The sequence below is a fragment of the Vibrio sp. Isolate22 genome (assembly GCF_022398115.1).
Lineage (GTDB): Bacteria > Pseudomonadota > Gammaproteobacteria > Enterobacterales > Vibrionaceae > Vibrio.
Genome location: NZ_JAKEUW010000018.1, coordinates 1 through 26347 on the forward strand (window position 1 = coordinate 1; position 26347 = coordinate 26347).

Sequence of the window (26347 nt, forward strand, 5' to 3'; positions counted from 1 at the left end):
TGGATAGCCTCGGCTTCAAGACCGCAAAGGCATTTAGCCTCAGAGTTAGGTTTAAGAGTCAGTGTAATAAGTGATGCTGTCTGGTGAGACTTTACTATTTTAAAGCCTTCCCAGAATGAAGATAGGAAAGTATGATTCGGCATGAAAACGGTAGTTTGTGTATGATTTTTGTTTGGCGACTAAACCATATCACTTACTACCGTTTTTGTTTTTAGTTCCCGCTAATCCGCGATGAACCATAAAAAAGCCTCGAACGAGCGAGGCTAAGTATATTTGTTGCTTCAAGCAAGTCTAACCAATGATGGCGCGTACTGCTTCCAAGTCTTCTGGAGTATCAACCCCTGCAGCTGGCGCTTCAACAGCAACATCTACGTGAATCTTCTCACCGTACCAAAGTACACGAAGTTGCTCTAGGCACTCGATACGCTCTAGGGTACTTGGTTCCCAGTTGATGTAGGTGTTGATGAAACCCGCTCGGTAAGCGTAAATACCAATATGGCGAAGTAATGGAGATTCAGCAGCAGTGCCGTTGTTAGCGTAAGCGTCACGATCCCAAGGAATCGTCGCTCGGCTAAAGTACAGCGCATAACCGTCTTTATCCGTTACTACTTTTACAGCATTAGGGTTAAACACCTCATCAACGTGAGAGATTTCCACACCAAGTGTGGCCATCGGTGCTGTGCTGTTTGCTAGGTTATTTGCTACCTGATTAATAATCGCAGGTGGAATAAGTGGCTCATCCCCTTGTACGTTCACAATAATGTGGTCGTTAGGGATGTTCATCACTTCAATCACTTCAGCTAGGCGTTCAGTACCAGACTCGTGATTCGGTGATGTCATACACACAGTCGCACCAAATGCTTTTGCAGCCTTTTCAACGCGAACATCATCGGTTGCGATAATAACGTTATCAGCCCCCGCTTTCATTGACTGTTCGTATACCCATTGAATCATCGGCTTGCCGCCAATGTCAGCCAAAGGCTTACCTGGCAAACGGCTCGATTGATATCTTGCTGGTATAACTACCGTGTAAGACATTACTTGCCCTCGTCCATTGAAAGAGTACGAGCTTCAGGTTCAAGAAGAACAGGAATACCCTCTTTAATTGGGTAAGCTAGGCGATCGATTTTACAAACAAGCTCTTGCTTATCCTTGTCAAAAGTTAGTTTACCTTTACATACAGGGCAAGCAACGATCTCAAGCAGACGGTGATCCATAGTATTCCATAACCTCTTTTATTCTTTTTAAAATTTGCTGTTGCGCTTCTTCTTCGAACTGCGCAGAAACTGGAAGATACCACCAGTTGTCTTGAGCATATTCTTCGCATTTTACAGCGTCTTTTTCTGTCATAATCATATTCATACCTTTCTTTGCTAAGGCATGAAGTTCATCTTTATTAAAATCCTGATGATCGGCGAAGCCTTGTGTGTAAACCACATCACCATCAAGATCGTCTAATGTTTTGAAAAAGCGTGGCGGGTGCCCTATTCCAGCAAAAGCCACCAGCTTTGATAGTTCTGAAACTGGCTTTTTCTGACCAGTCTTTAGATTAACGGCTTCACTCGGCGCCAAAGACATTGAGAACTCTCGCCCTTGTACCTTTCCACCATTGTTAATCAAGAAATCGACGTCAGCCAAACGTGATACAGGCTCTCGCAACGGGCCTAATGGAATCAGACTCTCGTTACCAAAACGCCTTACACCGTCGATAACTGAAAACTCAATATCACGCTCAAGCGCATAGTGCTGCAGGCCGTCATCAGTAATAATGACATTCACACCTTGATTCAATAAAGCCTTTACCGCGTTAGCTCTGACTGGGTCAACCGCTACCGGCGCGCCCGTTCGCTTTCTAATTAGACGCGGTTCATCACCCGAGTGTTCCGCGGGCGTGTTCTCATCCAAAACCAGAGGGTAACTCGGCGCTTTTGCACCGTAGCCACGAGAAACGACACCAGGTTTAAAACCATTGGCTTGAAGCATCTCTACCAACCAAATCACAACGGGGGTTTTACCGTTGCCACCAGCGGTAATGTTACCAACAACAATTACAGGTAGAGGTGGTCGATAGGTTTCTTTCTTTCCAGATAGATAAGCATCACGACGCTGCCCACTGATCATTTTAAACAGCAGACTCAATGGCCACAATAGCGGCCAAAGAAGGTATTTTAACGGGTGATTGTTAAACCAAATCTTTTCGATCACAACAAAGACCTAATCTTATCCGCTGAACTGAATTCGATGCAGTTGAGCATAGGCGCCGTCATGAGCGATTAGCTCTGCGTGAGGACCTCTTTCTACAATCTGACCATCATCAACCACTAAGATTTCATCAGCTTGTTCGATCGTCGACAATCGGTGAGCGATTACCAGTACCGTTTTGTCTTTTTGCAGTTCTTCTAATGCAGATTGAATCGCTCTTTCTGACTCAGTATCCAGCGCAGACGTCGCCTCATCAAGAATCAGAACTGGCGCGTCTCTCAACAGTGCTCGCGCGATCGCGATACGTTGTCTTTGACCGCCAGACAGACTCGCACCGTTTTCCCCCACTATAGTATCAATACCATTTTCCATGCCTTCGATGAATTCAGTCGCATGAGCAAGCTTGGCAGCATGTTCGATCTTTTCGCGGGTGTACTTCTCTTCAGCAGCATAAGCGATATTGTTCGCAACGGTGTCATTGAATAGGTGTACGTTTTGAGAAACCAGAGCAAAGTGTTCACGCAGGTTTTTCAGTTCGTAATCACGAATATCATGGCCATCCAGTTCGATAGAACCAGAATCTACGTCATAGAAACGAGTAAATAGGTTAGCAATGGTACTCTTACCTGAGCCCGAACGCCCAACAAGCGCAACCGTCTTACCTTTAGGTATATTGAAACTCACATTATCAAGTGCAGGCTTCTCGGCGCCTTCGTAAGTAAAGGTCACGTCTTTTACTGCAACATCACCACCGACAGTTTCAGGTTTCAATGTACCTGTGTTCTGCTCGGTGTCTAAGTCCATTAAGCCAAACAGTGTCGTACTTGCCGCCATACCACGTTGGAATTCAGAGGTTACGTTAGTTAATGCTTTTAGTGGACGCATTAGGCCAAACATTGCTGAGAACACCACCGTAAACGTACCCGGAGTTAGCTCAGCCTTAATTGAATCAACGCTTGCCAAGACAAGTACAACAACAATAGCAACCGATGCAATCATCTGAATGATCGGGTTAGCGGCCGCTTGAGCTGTTACTAGCTTCATGCTCTGTTGGCGCATCTGGTTACTAACTTTATCGAAGCGATGTTTTTCTAAATCCTGACCGCCGTAAGTAAGCACCACTTTGTGCCCTTTCAGCATTTGTTCTGCTGAAGAAGCAACGTGGCCCATACTGGTTTGCATGTTTTTAGAAATCTTTCTGAATCGCTTCGATACTATGCTGATTGCCCAAGCTACCAGTGGAGCAACCGCAAATAGAACCAAAGACAACTGCCAGCTGTTCCAGAACATCAAGGTTAACAAGCCAATGATGCTTGCGCCTTCACGAACAATACTCACCAGTGCTTTGCTAGTTGCTGCAGAAACTTGCTCTGAATCGTAGGTGATTCGAGACAGCAGAGCCCCCGTCTGTTCTTTATCAAAGAAAGAGACTGGCATGTGCATAAAGTGACTGAATATTTTACGGCGGATTTCCATCACCACATTGCCAGAAACCCAGCTCAAGCAATAGGTAGATACGAAACCGCTAACGCCACGAATGAACATCATGGCAAAGATAATAAGAGGAAGTGTGCGTAGGAAATCAGATTCTGCACTACCAAAGCCTTCATCAAGTAATGGCTTTAGCAAAGAAATCATGTAGGTATCAGAGACGGCATTTATAATAAGCGCAATAACCGCAACACCAAGGCCAGCCTTATATAGTCGAATATAAGTCCAAAGTCGTTTAAATGTGACCCAGGTAGTTTCATCTGTTTGTGTTGACATAAAATCGCTTAATTTTCTCACAATAATCTATCTATTCTACTCCCTTACGAAGCATCTGCCTATACCACTGCCGCCCTTGTTCCTCTCTAATCGTATGATAATGCCAACCTTCTTGGTCAATAGTGATGGTTATTTGTCCACTTTCACCCGTATCAAGCCAGGCACTTCCACTTTGTAGGTAACGCTGAATGACAGACTCACTTGGCATCCCCCATTGATTACCTTTTGCCAACGAAGCGATCGCTAACTTTGGTGAAACGGCTTCGATGAAGGGCGTAATAGATGAGGTGTCGCTGCCATGATGGGGCACTAGCATGACATCGCTTTTTAGCCGTTCGCCTTCGCGAGCAAGTAACCACTCACTCACGAGTTCAATATCGCCCGTGAGCAACATTGAAAAGCCCGAACCTGGTTCAATAATCCGTATGACGCAAGAGTGTGGGTTATACGCCCGATTCACTAGTTTTGGGGGCCACAACACCTCGAACGTCACGCTCTGCCATTGCCACACCTCACCTAGCGTACATGCTTGAACAACTGAACCCATTTGATGATTCAAACTCTGGCTAGCTTTTATCCATTCAGGCTGATAGTACTCAAGCAGCGCTGGGTAACCACCAGCGTGATCGGAATCGAAATGGCTAATGATCACTCCTTGAATTTCATCAATACCTCTTTGCGATAAAATAGGAATCAATAGTGACTCGACCATCGACCCTCCCGGCCACGCGTTACCTAAATCGTACACCACCACGTGACTGTTCTTTTTGAGGATGAGAGACAAGCCATGCCCTACGTCCAAAACATCAATAGTTAATCTGTCCTGTTTAACTTTGCCAAATTCCCACCACAACAGGAATACAGAAATGATGACAGCAGCTGCTCCACGTTTAAGGTATCGAGCAATAAAACCGAAGAATAAGATAAGAAAAACGAGCAACACGGTTACGTGATTATCTACCTGAATCCAAAACTGTTCAGAAAAAGGCAAGCTAAACACCAAGGGGTCAAGTGATAAATCAACCAGTTTCCATAACTGCGTAGAAAAACGAGCCATTGAGTCGCTCCCACCAATTAAAGACTCAGTGATCAAACTCAGAAACATCGACAAAAACAGTAAAGGTATGGTCACCATTGATACCCAAGGCAATAGCAGCAAATTGTAGACGATCGAAATCAAACTAACGCCTTTGAAAAACAACATCGAAAAGGGCGCAATTAACAAGGTCAGCATGACCTGTATTTGGATGAGCTTTAGTACTCGTTCAATAAAGGTAGAATTTGAAGAAGAGGTATTACTATTGAACGCAATAAAGAGAACCGCACCCAATGTACCAAAAGATAGCCAGAAACTACTGGATAACGCAGAAAAAGGCCAAATAACGAGGACAATACACAAGCTAACTAGAACATAGCGAACCACACCGATACTTTGTCCACGCCACAGAAAGTAACTCGCCACGACACACATCACTAGCGCTCTCAGGGTCGGCAGTGTAAATCCAGCAAACCAACTGTAGAAATAAGCGAAGCCTAAACCAAACACTGTCGGACACCATAACAACTGAGGAGACAACAAACGCACTAGCTTCCCCACCTGATAACCGATACCAAAGGCAATACCAATGTGAAGCCCTGAAATCGCCATCAAATGAATCAAGCCACTGCTCTTTAGCAAATCCCAACGCAAAGAAGGAATAAGCTCTCGGTAGCCGAAACTCAAAGCGACTATTAGGTCGTTATTGCTTAGCTGGCTAAGATTATCAAGACTGCGCTCGAACCACCGAGCACGTAGATGATTGCTAGAGTGGATTCTATATTTAGTATTCGTTCGGTAATTCGCATTTGCCGTAACCCCAGTGCTAAACAGGTGCTTTTCCAAGTCAAAGCCCGCTTCATTAAGCTTCCCAAAAACAGGCTTGATACTGACCGACAAATGAACGTCATCACCCAAAGTGAGCTTGAAAGGCGTAAACAATCGCAATTTTATCAATTGAGGAAAGGTTAATTTTTCACCGTCAATTGATCTAACTACTACTACGCTTTCAAAACCATGGCTATTTTTACTAAAAAGACTAACTACTGAGGCATTTATGGTAGTATTCTGCCCTGATTGAAATAAGCGACTTGTTTGGATTTCAATCGCATTCCCTAGGCATACAACGAGTATCAACGCAGTAGCTAGACCTCTTGTACGTCGGAAAACGCTATACTTTATTGATGCGATTAGTAATAACAGCATCAATGGTGCCAAGACCCAATGTGGCATCACAGGCCAGAAGCTGGCAGACACAACTGTCGCAGCAAATGAAATCAAGAACCAAGTGTTAAACAAGAGAGTAGCTTCCTCCTATGCCAAGAAAGTTTATCAAACGATTTATGCCTGACCATGAGCTCATCAAGCGTCAGAAAGCATTAAAAGTTTTTGGCAATGTTTTGTACAACCCCAACTTATGGTGCCTTAATCGTCGCTCCGCGGCCGGCGCGTTCGCTGTTGGGTTATTCATGGCGTTTGTCCCTCTACCAAGCCAAATGATTATGTCTGCAGGCCTAGCCGTTGTGTGTGGTGTTAACTTACCGCTGGCTGTCGCTCTCGTTTGGATCAGTAACCCTGTAACCATGCCGGTCTTGTTCTACTTTGCTTATAAAGTGGGAGCATTCGTCATGCATGTTCCGCCGCAAGCCTTTCACTTCGAACTGTCTTGGGACTTTATCTTGGCGCAAATGAGCACCATCGGACCTCCGTTCCTGCTGGGCTGTATGATTTGTGGTGTAATTTCAGCAATGATTGGTTATTTCGGTATTCGAGGCTTATGGCGCTACTCAGTAGTAAGAAGCTGGAAGAAACGACAAGCAAGATAGTGAATCTATACTGACGCGCTCTCCATTCTTAATGGATAGCGATCAAAATCAGACAAGTTATAAGCCATCAGATGATAGGCATGTAATGAAAGTCTTAGATAATACAGTTTGAATTCAATAAAAAAGGATCCCACAAGGGATCCTTTTTTTGTATCTGTCGAAACATTAGATTTGTTATTTGGAGCTCAACACAGAAGCAGGGTTTAACTTCGCTGCTCGAGATGCTGGGTACCATGTCGCCAGCAAACTTAAAGCGATCGCAGTACCTGATACCACAACGACATCCATCATATTCAGCTGTGATGGCAAGAAGTCGACAAAGTAGATATCACCTGACAGGAATTGGTGGTCGATCAACTTCTCAAGCCCTTTAATAAGAGTGGTTAGATTGAGTGCAACCAAAACACCTATCGCACTACCGACTAAGCTACCTAATACGCCAGAGAACACGCCCTGCCAAACAAAGATACGCTTAACTAAGCCATCAGAAGCGCCCATGGTTCTTAAGATTGCAATCTCCGAAGCTCTATCTTTTACCGCCATCATCAATGTCGAGACAATATTGAAACAGGCAACACCAATCACCAACACCATGACTAAATACATAATGGTGCGAACCAATTGAATATCTCGATATAGGAAGCCGAACTTCTGTTGCCAACTGCGCAAATAAACATACACATCAAGCTGATTACCGACCTCGCGGACAATCTCGTTCGCGTTCAGTACATCTGTTACTTTCAAAGAGACACCTGTCACTGCCTCCCCCAAGTTCGCGTAAACTTGAGCATCACCAATCGGAATGAGCGCTAAGCTATGGTCAATTTGTCCATTAAGTGTCAGTAAGCCGGCAACTTTTACTCGTACCCGCTTGGGCGCCTGAACCTTAACCGAACCGTTGACTGTGGGGATCATCAAGGTCAAATAATCACCCACTTGAGCACCAAGCACATTCGCTACACCAGAGCCTAAGATGATCTGCTGCTGTCCTGCTTTAAAATCGTTCCACACTTGCTTATCAATGAAGCTTGATAGACTCGACACCTGTTGCTCAAGCTGTGGGTCAACACCACGCACTTCAATCGCTTTAAGTTCTTTGCCCTTTTCAGCGAGCGCTGTGATTTTCACATAAGGCGCAGCTGCAACGACTTTGTCATTTTTTTCAGACTGCTCTACCACATGCTCCCAGCGAGTTACGGGTTCATTAACCCCTTCAAACTCACCATGTGGAATCACAGACAGCACGCGGGATTCTAGCTCACGCTCAAAACCGTTCATGGCTGACAAACCGATAATGATCACCGCTACCCCAACCGCAATACCAATCGTCGAAGACAAAGAGATGAAAGACACCATCTTGTCTCGCTGTTTAGCACGACTGAAGCGGCCGCCTATCAATAAAGATAAAGAAGAAAACACTTAACTCTCCTCTTTTTCTACGTTAACCAGCAAACCATCTTGCATGTGCAGTTGACGATCCATTTTAGCTGCGAGTTCGCCATCATGGGTCACGACTAAAAAGGCAGTATCGTACTCTTGGTTTAACTCTCGCATTAAGTCATAAATAGAAAGCGCAGTATTGTGGTCAAGGTTACCCGTCGGCTCATCCGCTAGTACAAGAGCTGGCTTGTTGACTAATGCACGGGCAATCGCCACACGCTGTCTTTCACCACCAGAAAGCTCAGAAGGTCGGTGATCAACTCGATGGCTTAGCCCCACTTTATCAAGTAGCAACTGTGCTTCTTGTTTCGCTTTCGCAGGCTTTTCACCACCTATCAGCAGTGGCATGGCGACATTTTCTAGTGCTGAAAAGTCGGATAATAAATGATGGAACTGATACACAAAACCAAGATGCTGATTACGAAGCTTAGCCTGCTTGTTTGAGCTCAGTGACGCTAGGTCTTGACCAAGAAAGCTCACGCTCCCCGCAGAAGCATCATCAAGCGCTCCTAAAATGTGCAGGAGCGTACTCTTACCAGAACCAGAAGTACCAATGATAGAAACCAATTCACCTTTTTCGATCTCAAAGCTCACCCCTTTGAGGACTTCAGTATCCAACGAGCCTTCACGGTACGTTTTACGGATATCATTACATTGAAGAAAATTACTCATAACGAAGGGCCTCAGCAGGTTTCACAGAAGATGCACGGTAAGAAGGGAAAATAGTAGCAATCAAGCTAAGTGCAATAGCAAGTACCACAACAACGGCGATTTGAACTGGGTTAATCAAAATTGGTAACTGACCACCAAACGAGAATAGAGCAACACCCATCGCTTCTAAAATCGGGTTAAGATTCATTGCTAAAACAACGCCTAATGCGCCACCCGATAGTGCGCCAATCACGCCGCTACTCGCGCCTTGAACCATAAAGATGCCCATCACTTGACCATCGGTCATGCCTTGGGTTTTAAGTATCGCGACCTCAGATTGCTTCTCCATCACCACCATAATCAGCGCAGAGATAATATTAAATGCGGCAACCCCGATGATCAGACCAAGCATTAGGCCCATCATGTTTTTCTCCATACGAACCGCTTGGAACAGCTCGCCACGTTGGTCGCGCCAATCGCTCCACAACCATCCATCTGGTAACGGTTGGCTCGATAGTTCCGCGACTTCAAATGGGTCTTCAAAAAACAGTCGCCAACCTGAAATGGTGTCTGACTTATAACGCATCAAACGCCCAGCATCTTGGATATCCGTCACCATAAGTTGAGCATCAATATCCGAGCCCGTATTAAAGATACCGGCTACCGTGAAATTACGTTGGCTAGGAATACGGCCAAGAGGTGTGTACTGGCTTGCGCTGGTCACCATTAGACGAACCTTGTCGCCCATCGATACTTTTAGGTTTCTCGCCAACGTGTGGCCAAGGAACAGCTGATATTGCCCAGCTTTTAGTGAAGACAGTCTACCCGCGATTAAGTGGTCTTGAAGTGGGTCATCAGAATTGGGTTGGATGCCAATCAACAGGCCGGCTGACAGCTGAGCAGGGCTCTGAATCACCGCCTCACTGCGAACAATCGGCTCAACGTGACCATTAAGCGAGATTTGCTTAGCAAAACTAGGGGCCTGTTCAGAGAGTAGCGTCTTACCACCTTGCTCATAAACCACTGCCTGAGGTAAAACGCCGAGAATTCGGTCTTTTAATTGCGCTTCGAATCCATTCATTACCGACAAAACAGTAATCAAAGACAGCACACCAATGGTGATACCCGCTGTCGACATATAAGAAACAAAACGGCTAAAGCGATCACCTGAACGGCCTTTCAAATAACGCAGGCCAACAAACATTGAAATAGGATGAAACATACTTTGAACCATCAAAAAGGGATGCGGGTTAATGTAACGGGTATTGCTGTTACTGTGTAGGGGTTAATTGAAAATATAGAGTGAATTAACTCAATTAGTTAGGCCTGAAAAACAGAACCCTGTCAAAACACCAAATTTCAAACAACTATTTGATAGTTTCAATTAACTGACCTTGATTACTGCCGCCACATAGCGATAATCAATAGATCACTTCAAGGAACTAACGCATGACAGAACAAGAGTTTTTCACTGTTCACCACAGTCTTACCGCTAATATAGAACCGATGGAAAGTAACTTCACTTTACCCTCTCAAATTCAGTTCGAATCCGAGATCCCTGCCCCTTTTGTTGTGGCGAGTGAATTTAGCCAGTTGGACCTATTAGCCGACAGTGCTCGCGCTGAACTGAAAAACAGCGACTTGAAGAATGTCACCAGTTTATTGGATGCACAGAACTCCAAATTAAACCTGCTGTTGAGCTTTATGTTATCGCAGCAAGATGATGAGAAGTTTCGAACTCACACCTACTCCTTCGGTGCGAGCCAATTTTCCTGTTTTTCTAAGACAGACATCGAACCAGGTCGCTTGGTAAAGGCAAAGCTGTTCTTGGAACATCCTGCCGCAGCGATTTACTGCTACGCGGAAGTGTTTGCAAGCCAACCTAAAGATTCAGGTTTCGAAATCAACTTCAAATACGCTCATCTTCGTGATACTGACCAAGACCTGCTGATCAAAGCGGCACTTCATCAACAACAGAAACTTTTGCGTCAACGCTCTCTAGACCGAGATAACAAGTAAATTAACATGACCAAACAATCTATTTTTACCCTACCAACCCTCAAAGGAGCCGGTGACAAAAAGCACATTGGTAACCTTGTCGGTTCGTCTCTCGCTCTTGCTATCGCTAAACTCGCAGAGCAACACAACAGTCATACTGTACTTGCTGTGCCAGATCCACAAATCGCACTCAAGCTGCAATCTGAAATTGAACAGTTTACGGCGAGCGAAGTTGCACTATTCCCAGACTGGGAAACTTTGCCTTACGACAGCTTCTCACCACACCAAGAGATCATTTCAGATCGTATCGCGCGCCTTTATGCCTTACCGACCTTAAAAGACGGCATCACGATCGTGCCGATCAGCACGCTACTCCAGCGCCAATCACCACGTGACTTCTTGCTACAACACACTCTAATAGTGAAAACTGGTGATCTTTACTCACTAGAGAAACTACGCCTGCAGCTTGAAAAATCTGGCTATCGTTACGTTGACCAAGTATTTGGTCCGGGTGAGTACGCGAGCCGTGGCTCTATTCTTGACCTGTTCCCAATGGGCAGTAAAGACCCTTATCGTATCGATTTCTTTGATGACGAGATCGACACCATCCGAACCTTCGATCCAGAGAACCAACGTTCTATCGAAGACATCTCTGAAATTCGACTATTACCCGCGCACGAGTTCCCAACTTCGGAAACAGCGATTGAAGATTTCCGTATTCGTTGGCGTCAACAATTCGATGCACGACGTGAACCAGAATCGGTTTACATGCAGGTATCTAAAGGCACATGGCCTGCTGGTATTGAGTACTGGCAGCCTCTATTCTTCGATCACACAGAAACACTGTTTGACTATGTCGCTGACGAAGCACAGATTCTGGTTTTAGGTGATGTCGAAACCGCCGTTGACTCTTTCCTTGCTGATGTCGCTCATAGATACGATCAACGAGGAGTCGATCCATTACGCCCTCTATTGGCGCCAGAACAGCTTTGGCTGAAAAAAGACGAACTGTTCGCACACTTCAAGCAAAAGCCACAGGTCAACCTAAGCCTAGAGTCTATTGAAGAGAAAGCTGGACGCATCAACCTTCCGGTTACTTCACTGCCTGATCTCAGTGTTCAACACCAAAACAAAGAGCCTTTAGCTAACCTAAGAAAATTCACTGAAGCCTTCGATGGCAAGGTTGTTTTTTCGGTTGAGTCAGAGGGTCGTCGTGAAGCATTGAGCGAACTACTTCGCGGTATCAAAGTACGACCAAACGAAGTTGAAAACCTCGATGCAGCCGTTAAGGCCAAAGACAAGTTCAGTCTGATCCTAGGTTCTGCTGAACACGGTTTTGTTCACGAAGAGAAAAACCTCGCGCTTATCTGCGAAAGCGACTTACTTGGTGACCGCGTTGTTCAACGCCGTAAGAAAGATAAGAAAAGCGTTAATAGCGACACGGTTATCCGCCACTTGGCAGAGTTAAAGCCTGGTCAACCTGTTGTGCACATTGACCACGGTATTGGTCGTTACATAGGTCTGCAAACCCTCGAAGCCGGCGGCATGAAAACCGAATACGTGACGCTTGAGTACCAAAACGATGCCAAGTTATACGTGCCAGTTGCTTCTCTGAACCTTATTGGACGTTACTCTGGTGGCGCCGAAGAATCCGCGCCACTGCACAAGTTAGGTGGTGAGGCTTGGCAAAAAGCGCGTAAGCGTGCCGCTGAAAAAGTGCGTGACGTTGCCGCAGAGCTGCTGGATGTCTATGCCAAGCGCGAACTTAAACCTGGCTATAAATTTGTTTTGGATCGTGGGCAATACGCAACCTTCAAAGCTGGCTTCCCGTTTGAAGAAACCGATGACCAAGCGATCGCAATCAATGCAGTTATGTCTGACATGTGCCAAGCCAAAGCCATGGACCGCTTAGTGTGTGGTGATGTTGGTTTTGGTAAAACCGAAGTCGCGATGCGCGCCGCTTTCGTGTGTACGGACAATAGCAAACAAGTTGCGGTTCTGGTTCCGACTACCCTACTTGCTCAACAACACTTCGAAAACTTCCGAGACCGTTTCGCGAATTTACCGATTCGTGTTGAAGTGCTTTCTCGATTCAAATCAGCTAAAGAGCAAAAAGCGATCATGCAAGATGTCGCAGACGGCAAGGTTGATATCCTAGTCGGTACTCACAAACTGCTCTCTAGTGATATCCAGTTCAAAGACCTTGGCTTACTGATCGTCGATGAAGAACACCGCTTTGGTGTCCGTCAGAAAGAGAAAGTAAAAGCGATGCGTGCCGATGTCGACATCCTAACGCTGACTGCGACCCCAATCCCAAGAACACTTAACATGGCGATGAGTGGTATGCGTGACCTATCGATCATTGCTACTCCGCCAGCACGACGCTTAGCTATCAAAACTTTTGTTCGTCAAAGTGATGATGCTGTGGTAAGAGAAGCTGTACTTCGTGAAATCATGCGTGGTGGTCAGGTTTACTTCCTGCATAACCAAGTTGACACCATTGAGAAAACCGCAGAGTCATTACAAAAGCTGATTCCGGAAGCGCGTGTAACGGTCGCTCATGGTCAAATGCGAGAGCGCGAACTAGAACGCATCATGAACGACTTCTACCACCAACGCTTTAACCTGTTGGTGTGTACAACCATCATCGAAACCGGTATCGATGTTCCGACAGCCAATACCATCTTGATGGACCGAGCCGACAACCTTGGTCTAGCGCAGCTTCACCAATTGCGTGGTCGTGTGGGTCGTTCTCACCACCAAGCTTATGCGTACCTGCTAACACCGCATCCGAAAGCGATGACCAAAGATGCAATTAAACGACTAGACGCGATTGCCTCTCTGGAAGACTTGGGTGCCGGCTTCACTCTCGCAACACACGATTTAGAGATTCGTGGTGCCGGTGAACTGTTGGGTGATGAACAGAGTGGTCAGATCCAATCCGTTGGCTTCACGCTATATATGGAAATGCTAGAGCAAGCGGTTGAGGCATTGAAAGAAGGTCGAGAGCCATCACTTGATGACCTGCTACGTGAGCAAACTGAGATTGAGATGCGCATCCCTGCGCTATTGCCAGACGACTATATTCCTGACATCAACACGCGCTTATCAACATACAAGCGTATTGCGAGCGTGAGTGACACGGATGAGCTTGCGGAGCTAAAAGTCGAGCTTATCGACCGCTTTGGTATTCTTCCTGACGCAACCAAGAACTTATTATCGGTTTCCGAGCTTAAGTTAGCAGCGGCCTCTATCAAGGCGAAGAAAATTGAAGCACACGATAAAGGCGGATTTATCGAATTCTACCCGGATGCTGACATAAACCCGAACTACCTTGTTAAACTGTTGCAATCTCAACCGCAAAAGTTTTCAATGGAAGGACCAACTAAGTTCAAGTTTACGATACCATTGGTCGACAGACGGAAACGAATTCAATTTGTTAGTGATCTATTAGGCGAATTCAGACAGAACTTGCTGCCTTCAGCATAAAGCCTAATCCACTTGCACATATAATTTATCCAGCCGGTAGTGCGGCTGGAAAACGGAGTAAAAATGAAAAGACTGATCCCACTGCTACTATTGTTCGTCTCACTGCCAAGTTTGGCACAGAGACAATTTGATATAGAAGTGATCATTTTTAAGCGCGCAGTTGATGCCGAGAAGGTGAATGAGTCTTGGCCAAACACGCAGCCAAAGATTTCACTTGAGCGCGTTGGTTCATTTCAGGACACCCAGTACCGAGCAAGCAAAGGGGTAAAAATGCTCCCTTACTCGGAGTACAAACTGACGCCTCAGAAAGATAAGCTAAAGCAGCATGCTGGCTTTGAAGTACTGATGCATACGGCTTGGCGTCAAGGCGATCAAGGTAAGAGCTCAGCACCCGTGTTCCACATTCAAGCAGGTAAAGACTTCTCGAAACAATTCAATGCTGACGGTTCAGAAAAAGGCGCAGTAACTGCATCTGCAGATGGCTTCCAAGAAGAGACTATCGACAAGCCGCTTTACGAACTAGACGGCAAGCTACAAATCTATGTTCAGCACTACCTATACGCTGAAACCACTCTAGATTTGAAAGCACCAAGCGTTCGCGAAGTGAAGCTGCAAGAACAGCAAATCGAACTCGACTCTCCAGTAAGCGGTGCTGAGAGCAATGTTCAAGTGGGTAACCTAACGGAAATCTCACCAACTGTTGAAGTCGAAGAGTTCCTTAAGAGCTACCGTATGGAGCAAAAACGTCGAATGCGCAGTACTGAGACTCACTATCTTGACCACCCGCTTCTTGGCATGGTGATTCAAGTTCGTCGCGTTGCTCAGTAAACAGCCCTAGTGATATAGCGACGAAGCTAGTTGGTTTGTTAGCACCCAAGCTATAATTCTACTAATCATTCAAAACGCCCTCCATTGTGAGGGCGTTTTATTAAGTGCTGGCTACTTTCAGCAGGTACTTACAAATTTAATTGGTACGCCCTATGAGTCCAGACTTCCAGATCAATACTCAAAACCTTAGCCTAAGAATTATTGAGCCTTCTGACGCTCACGAGTTTTCTCAACTGATAAAGTCTTCCCCTAGCTTGCTGCCGTGGGTCGACTGGTGTCATGATCGGTTCTCAATTGCAGAAGCTGAGAAGTTCATTCTGGCCACTCGTTTAAACTGGGTGAAAGCCGATGCGTTTGGCTTTGGCATTTTCGAGCGAAAAAGCGATAAGCTGGTTGGCATGGTGGCGATCAATGAGCTTTACCACACCTTTAATATGGCGAGCTTAGGGTATTGGGTTGGCGACCAATTTCAACGAAAAGGCATAGCAAAGGAAGCGATGCTAGCTCTGTTTGAATTTTGCTTTGCTCAGCTCAAGCTAACGCGTTTAGAGATTGTCTGTGATACCGAAAACCTACCAAGCCAAAAGCTCATAGAGAAGTGTGGTGCAGAACGAGAAGCCATTGCCAAGAATCGCTTTATCTTCAACGGCAAGCCAAAAGATGGTGTGGTTTACTCGGTATTGCCACCGGTGGCTTAGCAATACTCAACAAGGCAACCACTTAACTGACACGATCAAAAAAGAGCTCCGAAGAGCTCTTTTTTACTATCAGCGTTAAGCGTTTTGAAAGCTTAACTCTTCTTCGAAAAGCTAGCTAATTAGTGAAGCTTTAGGTTTGGACGTAGAACACGGTTAATACGACCAACCAACATCATTAGAGATGTCTTGATGATTCCGTGAAGCGCCATCTGGTGCATGCGGTACAAAGAGATGTAAACCACACGAGCAATACGACCTTCAACCATCATCGAACCTTTAGTCAGGTTACCCATCAAGCTACCGACTGTAGAGAAACGGCTTAGTGATACTAGTGAGCCTTTATCTTTGTAGATGTAGTCTTTCAGGTCACGACCGTTCAGCTTAGCAATGATGTTGCTGAATGCGCAGCTTGCCATTTGGTGAGCCGCTTGAGCACGAGGTGGAACAAATGAACCATCCGCCTGTGTACATTGCGCCAAGTCACCGATAGCAAAGATGTTGTCATCAAGTGTCGTTTGCAGCGTGTTTTTCACAACCAGTTGGTTGATACGGTTGGTTTCAAGACCACCAATATCTTTCATGAAATCTGGCGCTTTGATACCTGCTGCCCAAACCATAATTTGAGCAGGAATTTTGTCGCCATCTTTCGTTGTTAGGCCATCAGCGTCCGCTTGCGTCACCATAGTATTGGTACGAACGTTCACACCAAGCTTAGTCAGCTCAGAGTGTGCAGCGCTTGAAATACGAGGTGGAAGAGCAGGAAGAATACGCTCGCCCGCTTCTACTAGGTTTACATTCAACTTGCTTGAGTCTAGGTCACCGAAACCGTATGTACGAAGCTCTTTCACAGCGTTGTGAAGCTCAGCCGACAGCTCTACACCAGTCGCACCCGCACCAACAATCGCGATGTCTACCGTACCTTGACCATTCTTAGCGTGTAGCTTCAAGAACTGGTTGTTCATTTCGGTACGGAAACGGTGAGCTTGCTCTGGGCTATCAAGGAAAATACAGTTGTCACGAACGCCAGGAGTATTGAAGTCGTTAGACGTTGAACCCAGTGCCATAACCAGAATATCGTATTCAAGCTCACGGCTTGGCATCAGCAGTTCACCGTGCTCATCTCTCAGCTCACTAAGTGCAATCACTTTACGTTCACGATCGATGTCGTTCAGGCTGCCCATTTGGAAATCGAGGTAATGGTTTTTTGCGTGCGCGCGGTAACTTAACGCATCAACACCTTCATCTAGAGAGCCAGTTGCTACTTCATGAAGTAATGGCTTCCATAGGTGGCTTGCTTTACGGTCTACCAGTGTAATCTGGGCACGTTTCTTACGACCTAAAGTGCGGCCAAGCTTAGTTGCTAGTTCTAAACCACCAGCACCGCCGCCTACTACGATAATTTTTGTCACAATGACAATCCTCTACAAAATGAATTAATAGGGTTCGGCTCGATTACTCCAACCGATAAATTCTATGTATCTACCCGGCCTTTACATAAGGCTGTGACATATTGGATAACCGCGAAAAAGAATAACGACAGCGCACCGAGTAGTTAGAGGGATTACAAGCAACAAACATCCGCTTGTCGACTTGCTCACGTGGATAAAAAAGGTGACGACCTTAGAGGCAGTACACAAATAATGGGCAAGTTTTATCACTCGCTCTCAATTTTTTTTGATATTTATCAAAATATTTTGCTTTGGAACATTATATATAGCAAACCGATGACCGCAACTAAAATCCTTACCCTCAATGAGGATTCGCCGCCAAATAGTTAACGTTTGCGCAAACTTATCAACATAGCAGCTACGACAGCATCATCAATAGTAACGTTACATTCAAAATAAAAAAAAAGCGGCACTCATTGAGTGCCGCTTTTTATAAAATGCTTAGTATGTTAAGCGTCTTTGAAAGCTTTCATTGCTTGAAGATGTTGAGAGATTTTTTTGAATTTATGGCTCTCTTTCTCATCCCAAATCACATCGTAGTAATCTTCGAGTGCAGCAGCAGTTTTGCTATTGTCGTGAATTTCATCTTCGCGAGAAAGCACCACTAGGCAGCGACCTTTGTTTTTCATGCGGTATTGTTCCACACACTTAGTCGCAATATCTTCGTACTCTTCAGGACGATCGATTCGGCCCACCATGTTATTTTCAGGTTGAAGATTTGGATTGAAAATAACCTGTTTGATACCACACAAGAAGCCAATACGCTCAGACCAAAAACCGCCTAAACCAACACCACAGATAATTGGATGTGGGTCATCTGATTGCTCTATCACTTTGTGCACCTCTTTCAGTAGGTGCTGCATGTCGTGCTTTGGATGCAAAGTACTGTAGTTGATGAAACGAACGTCATCATCAATGAATTGCAACTGCAGTATTTTTTCGTGATTGCCCGGGCTTGTTGAGTCGAAGCCGTGAAGATAGATAATCATTGTACCTCCCCCATTGAATATTGGTACGTTTTGATCAATCTAACACGAAAAACAAGGTTTTAAAGGGAAGACCATCGAAATTATATTTTTCACTTCCTAAACGTGATCCTAGCTACAGAAAGTGTGACTGAGAGCCTCAGCTTCACGCAGATAACTTTCATCACCCCACAGTTGATGAGCAAGCAAATACCACAACATTGCCATCATTCGACTTCGTGGTAACCACGCTTCTACACCATCCAACCAAGGCTGAACATCGTGAATACCACGCAGCTGACAGTACTTTTCAACCGTTTCTTGCACCGGGGCACCGGCGACTGAAATGGTTAAGGTTAGATCTAATCTAGGGTCAGCAATTGCCGCGTATTCCCAATCAATGATTTTAATCCCGTCACTGTTCTTCACTAGGTTATAACCGCCGAGATCAAAGTGACATAAGGAGAGGTCAACACTCGGGATACTTGGCGTTGTGCGCCACTCTTTATAAATAGTCCTGTAGATTTCTGTCTTATGAACGGCATTAAGCTGAAGCCAATAATGGTCCACTCGCGCTGTAAAGCTAAACGGCTTAAGTGGTAATCGTGCGGTGTTAACCAAATGCACAGAGATAAGCGTTTTCAGAAGGTCATCAAGATCTAAACCTTCATAAAGCGTATCCCCAGCAACCCATTCAACCAATAAGCCCTGCTCATTCACCACTATCGGACTTGGTCCAATACCAAGACGCTCGATGGCAGACAACACTTGGTACTCTTCATGGCGGGAAATAAAGAAGGCCTTGGTAATTGGTGTGATCGGACGCCACACGTATTCAGTTCCATCAGCAGAAACCAGCTTCCAACATCGGTTAGTCAGACCACCGGTGAGTGTCTGAGCCTTCACTGGCGGCTGCGAAAAATAGCCATCAAGCGAACTCAAACTGGTATCAAGAAGCTTAGCCTCAGACCAAGAAAAAATTGCCATTGCTCATTCCCTATTAACGTATTCGTTTCCCTACAAAAAAGACACTGACCAGAGCCAGTGTCTTCAAATATCAGCACATCATGTACTGAATTGGCGTGTAACCAACCTATCCACTTTCAAACGTAAGTGTTCATAGTTGGCAGTTAAGCGAAATTAAAGACCTAGTAGGCTCTTAGATTGCTGCTTACGGATTTCAGTCTCGTCAGCCCACTCGATTAAGCCAGACTCAAGGTCCATCAGACGCATAGTCATTTTGTAGTACACGTCTTCGTCGCTGCCTGCTTTCTTAACGATGCTTGATAGGTTGCCGTACAGCATGTACTGAGCACCAACCATCTTACCGAACTGAATCGCAGAGCTTTGGTTCACTAGCTCATCGTTGTTTTGGAAGTTTAGTTGGTCACGAACAGACTCTACACGGTCCATGTCAACGAAACGGAACTTACCAGAGTTCAGCATTTTTGTACTGATTGTGTCAGTGATTGACTCAGTATCGATGTGCTCACTTGTTTTGTTCTTGATTCGCTCTACGAACACGATTAGACGCTGATCACGAGTAATGTAAGACACTGAACCAGAAGCCATCATGCTATCAACCATCTCACCAGCAATAGTTTGAAGGTCAGTTGAACCGAAATCGATTGTTGTGGTTTCTACTGCTTGTGCATCACCGTAGCTTACCTTGTTCGAACAACCGCCTAAAATAACCGCTAAGCCTAGTAGCGCAATGACACTCTTTTTCATGATGTTTCCTCAACTTATCATTGAGTGGGGTTACCCACACTCTTAAATTTTTATCTGTGCGAATCAATTCGCTTTCTTAAGTGCTAGTCCACGTTAACTAGCACCGGTTATAACTAAATCTGTTCTTACTGCTCTCGGAACTGCACTCGGAATTGAGTTGCTTTCGGGTTTACCGATACTTCCGACAACGAAATGCTTTCAAAGCCACGTACAATCGCTTGCTTCCAAGGCCCTTGTTTCAAGTTGACCTCAAGTCCAGCATCGTCGTACCAATAGAAACGATAAAGGATGTGTTGGTCACCCTTATAGTTACTGTTTAAGCGGACAATACCTCGAGTGTGACCATCAATCTGATCGGTACGAATATCTTCAACTTGTAAACGGCTGCCCAATACATTGTCGCCAAAGAATACGTTCTGAGTCAGACTATCAACCCTTACGCCAGCTGTATTATCAGCACAACCAGCCAGAGCCATAACCGCTGCTAAGCTCACTAACCACTTTTTCATTACAGCCTCCCTAGCTGTTTATGCCACATTGTTGCGTTGTTTCCTTGTCGAGAAATCCATACCAAAGTGGTCTGCCCTTCTCGAATATCAAAATCGTAGGTTTTAGCGCCCGCTTCCAAGGTATATTGGCCGCTGTTTGCTACAAACGTACTGCTCTTAATCTCAGCTGGTAATGATTGCCAACTGCGAGTGTCTGGTTGCTCTGTCAGCGTGTTCCACACATTGAACAAAATGTTGCCAACGTCATCACCCTTGGTTGCCTCTTTACGAATGCGATCTTTTGCGACCACACGCAGTGCTTGGCGAATAACAATGCTCGTCATACGCTCAGAGAGATCGTTCTGAGCCATGGCGTTTACGTCGGTAATCAAATGCTCTTGCAGCGGCTGCCCACTGATTCGTAACGGAGAAAAACGCTCTACGTTCTGACTTGGGTAATATGGCAGCGCAAGAGAGTATATTGCTCCCTGATCGCGACTGTCATAAACAGGTAAATCCAATCGCCAACTGTCCATTGCTTGAACAGCACTCTGCTCTTGAAGAACAATCACGCGCCCTTGCCCGCTACTTAGCTTATATGACTGCTTGTAACGCTTCTCGAGTGTCGCTAAATCCTGTCGCATACCTAAGCGTGCGGCCGTTGCCATAGTTCTGTCGATAATCTCTTGGTTATCAGGCATCACCGCCAATGCACGTCGATAATCAACATAAGCACTGTTTAAGTCGTTTGAAGCTTCATAAAGCAGACCCGATAAAAACATCAGATAAGCGTTCTGCACTGACTGCAGCTTTTTACCCGCATCTGGGTAATTCGCGAGAATACTGCCAACATTGGCAGATAGCCCCTGCTTCTTCGCATCGCTGGCTGCTCTTTCTAGCTCTGCCTCACGCTGCTTCTTTGCTTGCTCTTGAACTTGGTTGGCGCGACGCATTTCAATCACCGCACCTTCTAAATCATTTTTCTTTAGATAATTCAAACCGAGATAGAGATGAAGAAAGCCCAACTCGTAATCGGGCGGCACATACTCGGTAATATTGTCATTCACTGCCAATGCACCCACACTGGTTGCACTGTCTGAGATTGAGATGACGGCTTTTCTCTGCTGCTCAGTAACAGCCTGATCCGCCGCTTCAAACGAAGACTTACTCTCTGGGTATTTTTGATCCAACAGATTGATTCTGCCTCTCTCAAAATTATCGAGAATATCGCCTGCTGCGTAATCTGGTAACTCTTGTTGAGCCTCTGAATAATCTCCAGATTTAACGGCTTGATAGATACTTTTATTTTGTGCGCTGTAATGACTGAACAGGTTACCTGCAGACATACTCGCGCATCCCGCGGTCAGCGCCGATAGTAGGGCAATGGAAGCGAATCTAAACTGTTGCTTCACTTATCGTCTCCGTGCATGTTTAAAATGCCAACTTTATTAGGGTCTGCTGACCTTTCGTGGTTAAATCAGCTCGAAAGCCACTAGTCTCATTATCAAAACGAAACGTGCTGTAAAAAGGATCTCAAGCAAGTAAATACTTGCTTCATAGGGCTCTGGCTAAGCAAAACCGATATTCAGACAACAGATAACAATTAAAGTTGGCATACAAACAACAAATTTTCCAACTTGTTGTTTGTGTTAATTAACTCATTAACTTATTTGATTAGCTCATAAGTAAAGGACCAAGCGGACGGCCACCAACTAAGTGCATGTGGATGTGGTAAACCTCTTGGCCACCATGAGAGTTACAGTTCACGATAAGACGGTAACCATCTTCCGCGATGCCCTCTTCTTTCGCTAGCTTACGAGCAACAGTAAACATGCGCCCCATCATTGCTTCATCTTCCACTTCAACATCGTTAGTCGTTGGGATCAGCTTATTAGGGATGATAAGGATATGACTAGGAGCGCGTGGATTGATGTCACGGAACGCTGTCACTAAATCGTCTTGGTATAGCAGATCTGCTGGAATTTCTTTATTAATGATCTTACTAAAGATGGTTTCTTCAGCCATGTTTTTCTCCGATAAAACATTTACTTTTTAGTGTTTTGAGTATGCGCTATGCCGCATCAAACCACAATAAACCCGCTGTAAAGCTTAATAAAAAACACCGTTCAAATCAAAGAAAACTGGTCTTAGCTCTCAAGAATGGCATGTTGATTATAACTGAGCGCTATTTTTGACGTGTGCGTCATAAAATGCGTAAGAGGAGCTCAATAGAATGCTGACAATTTTGTTATTTTTACTTTGACCTGACATTAGGTCTGCATTTTATTTAGGGAGAAAGCCATGAAGGGATCTGTGATCAAGCGTATGTACGCTGGTTTCGCACTGATCATCATCATGTTCGCAGTCACGATAACCATCATGATGAACAGCATGAATCAGATACACAGCAATTTTGAGAGTGTTTCAGAAACCTCATTACCGCTTGTTGCGCTTTCCAATCAAACAAGTGTCCAATTGCTTTCTGCTGATAAGTCATTCAAAGATTTCTTAACCACACAAAACGCTGAACGCATGTCTGCAATGCGCACAGAATTTGCTGCATCACAAAACGCTTTTTCAGAAGTTCTTGGCAATCTAGAAGCAGCAAGCCAAAACAACACCTCCCTCATCGAACGCATTACTCAGCTTAGAGCCATGGAAGAGCGCTACTTTGCTGAAGCGGATGAAGCGATGAACAATTACGTCGCGATGTTTGAAGCACAAGAGCAAGTACAAAAAGCATCACGCGATTTCCAACGCCTACACTCTGAGTTGACCGTTGGCATGAAAGAGTACGTAGCCGATCAGAAAAGTATCTCTGTGAAAGTAATGGCGAAAAGCTACTTCATCAAACTACAAGACGCAGAAGTAATCACATCAGACGCACTCGCGAGCTCTGATGTGGCATTCGTACAAAAAGCCGTTAACCAAAACAAGAAAGCCGTTACTCACCTAAACTACGCCTACCGCGGTTTAGCAACACAGCTACCTGCTCTTAAGAATGTATTCGATGAATCAGTTCAGAAGTTCACTAAAGACGTAGGCCAAAAAGGCGGTGTTCTTGATAAGCACAACAACTACCTACAAGCGAAGCAAGCACTTTATGTGAACATCGCTAATCTAGCGGTTGAAGTAGACCAAGCGATGGCAGTGCTAGACTCATTCAACGTAACAGCCGAAGAACAGCTCAACTCTTCATTGGCAGACGCGAGCAGCATCTACGACAAAGGCCTATTCAATGCTATTGCTATCGGTGTCGTTGTAACACTATTTGCGGCAGCGATTGGCTACCACATTGCTCACAGTGTAAGAGAACCACTAACCCGTATCCTTAAGACACTGGAAGGCCTAACAGAAGGCGACATGACACAGCGTATCGATATTCGTTACAACAACGAATTCAGCCGTGTAAGTGGTCACATCAACACCCTAGCCGATAATCTGCACAATATACTTGTGAAGCTTAACGATGCGTCAGATGACCTAACCAAAACAGCAAGCGTTAACCAGAAGACCTCTTCAGAAACTCAGGCTCAACTGAACAGCCAGCGTGAGCAGACTGCGACTGTAGCGACGGCGATGACAGAGATGTCTCACTCAGTACAGGAAGTGGCGAATAGCGCACAAAGCTCTTTGACTATGGTTCAGCAAGTCGAAACCGCTTCTGAATCGGGTCGTCAGATCATGAACACCAACATCAGCACCATCAACCAACTGGAAACTCGTTTGACCGAATCAGTTAGTGCGGTGGGTGAACTACAACAGATGAGTAGCCAGATTGGCTCAATCCTGGACGTAATTCGCGGCATTGCAGAACAGACTAACCTACTCGCACTGAATGCTGCGATTGAAGCGGCGCGTGCTGGTGAGCAAGGTCGTGGTTTTGCGGTCGTTGCCGATGAGGTTCGTGTGCTCGCACAGAAAACAACGCAATCTACAGCTGAAATCGAAACCATGATCAGCAACCTACAGTCCAGTTCGAAAACAGCAAGTAACGTTATCGAAAGCTGCATGAGTGATATGGACATGTCGGTACAACAAGCATCGAATGCCAACAGTGCAATGGAAGAGATTCAAGCCTTAATTCTAGAAATCAGCCATATGAGTACTCATATCTCTCAAGCAGCTGCTGAACAGAGTGAAACGTCAGGCGATATTGCGCGCAATATTGAAGACATCAACCACATTGCCGATGCAAGTTATCAAGCAATGTCATCGATCGCTGAGGCGAGCCAAAACCTAACGATTCTTGCGAATCAACAAGGAGATTTGGTTCATCAATTTAAGCTATAGATAAATGATGAAACCATAGATATTAGGTGAGATTGTTGGGACTTCTTACCCAATAGTGGTAACTATTTGAACAAGGGCAACTTTTATCAAGAGTTGCCCTTGTTTTTTATGAGCTTTGTCATTATATGGTTATTAAGGCTTGCTGTTTCCCGTTTTCTTTCACCTTTATGAGCGAGCCGCTATTAAGGAATTTATATGGCTGTTCATGTTGGCATTATCGATCAAGACCCCATTCGCTTGCTTACCCCACTGCTTGATAACCGAACGATCAGCACGCACATCGTGTTCATCGGCGATAAGAATCAAGTCGATATGTATCAGCGCTTAGACAGCGTTTTACAAAAGCGTGATATTACGAGCGAGTTTTTTGAAATTCCGACGATCGTAAACACGTCAGTGATTAAAGAATCCATTCAAAACCTTGCAGAAGATTTAAAAGCTCGTGGCCAAGAAGTGAAACTCAACGCTAGTTGTGGCCTTCGTCACCGTCTACTTTCGGTTTACGAAGTGTTCCGAACTTACCACTGGCCTATCTTCGTCGTAGAACCAAATAGTGACAAACTGTGCTGGCTTTACCCGAACGGAAAAGAAGACGCGCAAGTTCAAGACCGCATCACTATCGATGACTACCTAACCGTATTTGGCGCCCGTGGCGAATTCAGTGATGTGCAGCTACCTCCGCAACTCGATCAGAAGCTATACGAGCTAGGTGAACGTTGGGCAAGTAACGCACTTGAACTAGGTCCTGGTCTTGCGACACTTAACTACCTTGCAACCACTTGTCGCAAAGAGCAGAAGCTGGATGTTGAGTTATCAGAGAAGCAACAAGGCTATCGTGAACTGAATATGCTGTTAAGCGATTTAGTAGAAGCTAAAATTGCGACTTATGAGAATGGCACCCTAACCTTTGCCAATGAAGATGCTCGACGCTTCTCGAATGGCGAGTGGCTGGAAACTCTCGTTCACAGCACAGTAAAACAGATCCAAGATGACATGCCGACCATTCAAGATCGCTCTTTGAATGTTCAGGTATACCGCCAGCTTGGCGAGCGTGAAGTTCGAAATGAGCTAGATGTGGCATCTGTGGTGAACAATAAACTGCACATCATCGAGTGTAAGACGAAAGGCATGCGTGATGATGGTGATGACACCTTATACAAACTGGAATCACTAAGAGACCTATTAGGTGGTCTACAAGCCCGCGCAATGCTAGTGAGCTTCCGCCCACTTCGCCATAACGACATCACACGTGCAGAAGATCTTGGCCTTGCTTTGATCGGCCCTGACGAGTTGAAAGATCTTAAAACGCACCTAACAGCTTGGTTTACGGCTGCTGGCGGTAACGAAGATCAAGAGTGCTAAAAAGAGCAAGCTTCTCTTAAACCAATATAACAAAGGCAAGTCACAACTTAGTGACTCGCCTTTTTCTTATCTGTTTTCTCTCTGTCACTTAACCAGTAAATAAAAATGGCCGCATCAATCGATGC

Annotated in this window: 22 protein-coding genes; 7 read left to right on the plus strand and 15 right to left on the minus strand. The window is 45.2% G+C overall.

The window, feature by feature from the left end:
* Positions 1–291 precede the first annotated feature (291 nt).
* From kdsB to L1D55_RS12355, 5 genes are read right to left on the minus strand one after another with little or no spacing between them, the layout of a single operon-like run.
* Entirely contained in the window at positions 292–1038 is a 747-nt protein-coding gene (gene kdsB, locus L1D55_RS12335; RefSeq protein WP_239917604.1) for a 3-deoxy-manno-octulosonate cytidylyltransferase, read from the minus strand.
* Positions 1038–1217, minus strand: a complete 180-nt coding sequence (locus L1D55_RS12340; protein WP_004741973.1) for a Trm112 family protein — start codon at positions 1215–1217, stop codon at positions 1038–1040. Before L1D55_RS12340 ends, kdsB begins: the two co-directional genes overlap by 1 nt.
* Positions 1198–2205 (minus strand): tetraacyldisaccharide 4'-kinase, encoded by a 1008-nt coding sequence (gene lpxK, locus L1D55_RS12345; RefSeq protein WP_239917605.1) that lies wholly within the window; start codon positions 2203–2205, stop codon positions 1198–1200. Before lpxK ends, L1D55_RS12340 begins: the two co-directional genes overlap by 20 nt.
* 15 nt (positions 2206–2220) lie before the next feature.
* Positions 2221–3969 (minus strand): lipid A ABC transporter ATP-binding protein/permease MsbA, encoded by a 1749-nt coding sequence (gene msbA / locus L1D55_RS12350; RefSeq protein ID WP_239917606.1) that lies wholly within the window; start codon positions 3967–3969, stop codon positions 2221–2223.
* A gap of 31 nt (positions 3970–4000) precedes the next feature.
* Entirely contained in the window at positions 4001–6304 is a 2304-nt protein-coding gene (locus tag L1D55_RS12355) for a DNA internalization-related competence protein ComEC/Rec2 (RefSeq protein WP_239917607.1), read from the minus strand.
* Positions 6305–6321: 17 nt separating this feature from the next.
* On the opposite strand from L1D55_RS12355, the gene L1D55_RS12360 reads away from it, so the two are divergent.
* A complete protein-coding gene (locus tag L1D55_RS12360; RefSeq protein WP_008223866.1) occupies positions 6322–6831 on the plus strand; it encodes a DUF2062 domain-containing protein in 510 nt (169 codons plus the stop codon).
* A gap of 174 nt (positions 6832–7005) precedes the next feature.
* Here the strand turns inward: L1D55_RS12360 and lolE are convergent, their stop codons facing one another.
* Genes lolE through lolC form a run of 3 tightly spaced genes read right to left on the minus strand, consistent with a single transcriptional unit; the run spans position 7006 to position 10144 of the window.
* Entirely contained in the window at positions 7006–8250 is a 1245-nt protein-coding gene (gene lolE, locus L1D55_RS12365) for a lipoprotein-releasing ABC transporter permease subunit LolE (RefSeq protein WP_239917608.1), read from the minus strand.
* Complete coding sequence (gene lolD, locus L1D55_RS12370) at positions 8251–8943, minus strand: lipoprotein-releasing ABC transporter ATP-binding protein LolD (RefSeq protein ID WP_105024607.1); 693 nt, start codon at positions 8941–8943, stop codon at positions 8251–8253.
* Positions 8936–10144, minus strand: coding sequence for a lipoprotein-releasing ABC transporter permease subunit LolC (gene lolC / locus L1D55_RS12375; RefSeq protein ID WP_239917609.1), 1209 nt, complete (start codon positions 10142–10144; stop codon positions 8936–8938). Before lolC ends, lolD begins: the two co-directional genes overlap by 8 nt.
* Positions 10145–10371: 227 nt before the next feature.
* Between lolC and L1D55_RS12380 the strand changes: the two genes are divergently transcribed.
* From L1D55_RS12380 to L1D55_RS12395, 4 genes are all read left to right on the plus strand, one after another.
* A complete protein-coding gene (locus L1D55_RS12380; protein ID WP_008223874.1) occupies positions 10372–10941 on the plus strand; it encodes a hypothetical protein in 570 nt (189 codons plus the stop codon).
* Between the two features lie 6 nt (positions 10942–10947).
* Positions 10948–14409: a transcription-repair coupling factor gene (mfd, locus tag L1D55_RS12385; RefSeq protein WP_239917610.1), complete on the plus strand. Its 3462-nt coding sequence runs from the start codon at positions 10948–10950 to the stop codon at positions 14407–14409.
* Positions 14410–14472: 63 nt separating this feature from the next.
* Positions 14473–15237, plus strand: coding sequence for a peptidoglycan binding protein CsiV (locus tag L1D55_RS12390; protein WP_061031792.1), 765 nt, complete (start codon positions 14473–14475; stop codon positions 15235–15237).
* Between the two features lie 152 nt (positions 15238–15389).
* Entirely contained in the window at positions 15390–15935 is a 546-nt protein-coding gene (locus tag L1D55_RS12395) for a GNAT family protein (protein WP_239917611.1), read from the plus strand.
* A gap of 119 nt (positions 15936–16054) precedes the next feature.
* Here the strand turns inward: L1D55_RS12395 and L1D55_RS12400 are convergent, their stop codons facing one another.
* The 7 genes from L1D55_RS12400 to hinT form a co-directional block, all read right to left on the minus strand.
* Positions 16055–17344 (minus strand): NAD(P)/FAD-dependent oxidoreductase, encoded by a 1290-nt coding sequence (locus L1D55_RS12400; RefSeq protein ID WP_239917612.1) that lies wholly within the window; start codon positions 17342–17344, stop codon positions 16055–16057.
* A gap of 488 nt (positions 17345–17832) precedes the next feature.
* Positions 17833–18372 (minus strand): alpha/beta hydrolase YcfP, encoded by a 540-nt coding sequence (ycfP, locus tag L1D55_RS12405; protein ID WP_004741955.1) that lies wholly within the window; start codon positions 18370–18372, stop codon positions 17833–17835.
* Between the two features lie 108 nt (positions 18373–18480).
* Positions 18481–19335, minus strand: coding sequence for a phosphotransferase (locus tag L1D55_RS12410; RefSeq protein ID WP_239917613.1), 855 nt, complete (start codon positions 19333–19335; stop codon positions 18481–18483).
* Positions 19336–19488: 153 nt separating this feature from the next.
* Complete coding sequence (gene lpoB, locus L1D55_RS12415; protein ID WP_239917614.1) at positions 19489–20079, minus strand: penicillin-binding protein activator LpoB; 591 nt, start codon at positions 20077–20079, stop codon at positions 19489–19491.
* A gap of 125 nt (positions 20080–20204) precedes the next feature.
* A complete protein-coding gene (locus L1D55_RS12420) occupies positions 20205–20588 on the minus strand; it encodes a YcfL family protein (protein WP_004741950.1) in 384 nt (127 codons plus the stop codon).
* Positions 20588–21979, minus strand: a complete 1392-nt coding sequence (locus L1D55_RS12425) for a hypothetical protein (protein WP_239917615.1) — start codon at positions 21977–21979, stop codon at positions 20588–20590. Before L1D55_RS12425 ends, L1D55_RS12420 begins: the two co-directional genes overlap by 1 nt.
* Positions 21980–22241: 262 nt before the next feature.
* Complete coding sequence (hinT, locus tag L1D55_RS12430) at positions 22242–22592, minus strand: purine nucleoside phosphoramidase (RefSeq protein ID WP_004736268.1); 351 nt, start codon at positions 22590–22592, stop codon at positions 22242–22244.
* Positions 22593–22868: 276 nt separating this feature from the next.
* On the opposite strand from hinT, the gene L1D55_RS12435 reads away from it, so the two are divergent.
* Both L1D55_RS12435 and L1D55_RS12440 read left to right on the plus strand, forming a co-directional pair.
* The gene (locus tag L1D55_RS12435) at positions 22869–24860 is read left to right on the plus strand and encodes a methyl-accepting chemotaxis protein (RefSeq protein ID WP_239917616.1); all 1992 of its coding nucleotides are present in this window, start codon (positions 22869–22871) and stop codon (positions 24858–24860) included.
* 195 nt (positions 24861–25055) lie between these two features.
* Entirely contained in the window at positions 25056–26222 is a 1167-nt protein-coding gene (locus L1D55_RS12440; protein WP_128161344.1) for a DUF1887 family protein, read from the plus strand.
* Positions 26223–26347: the final 125 nt, after the last annotated feature.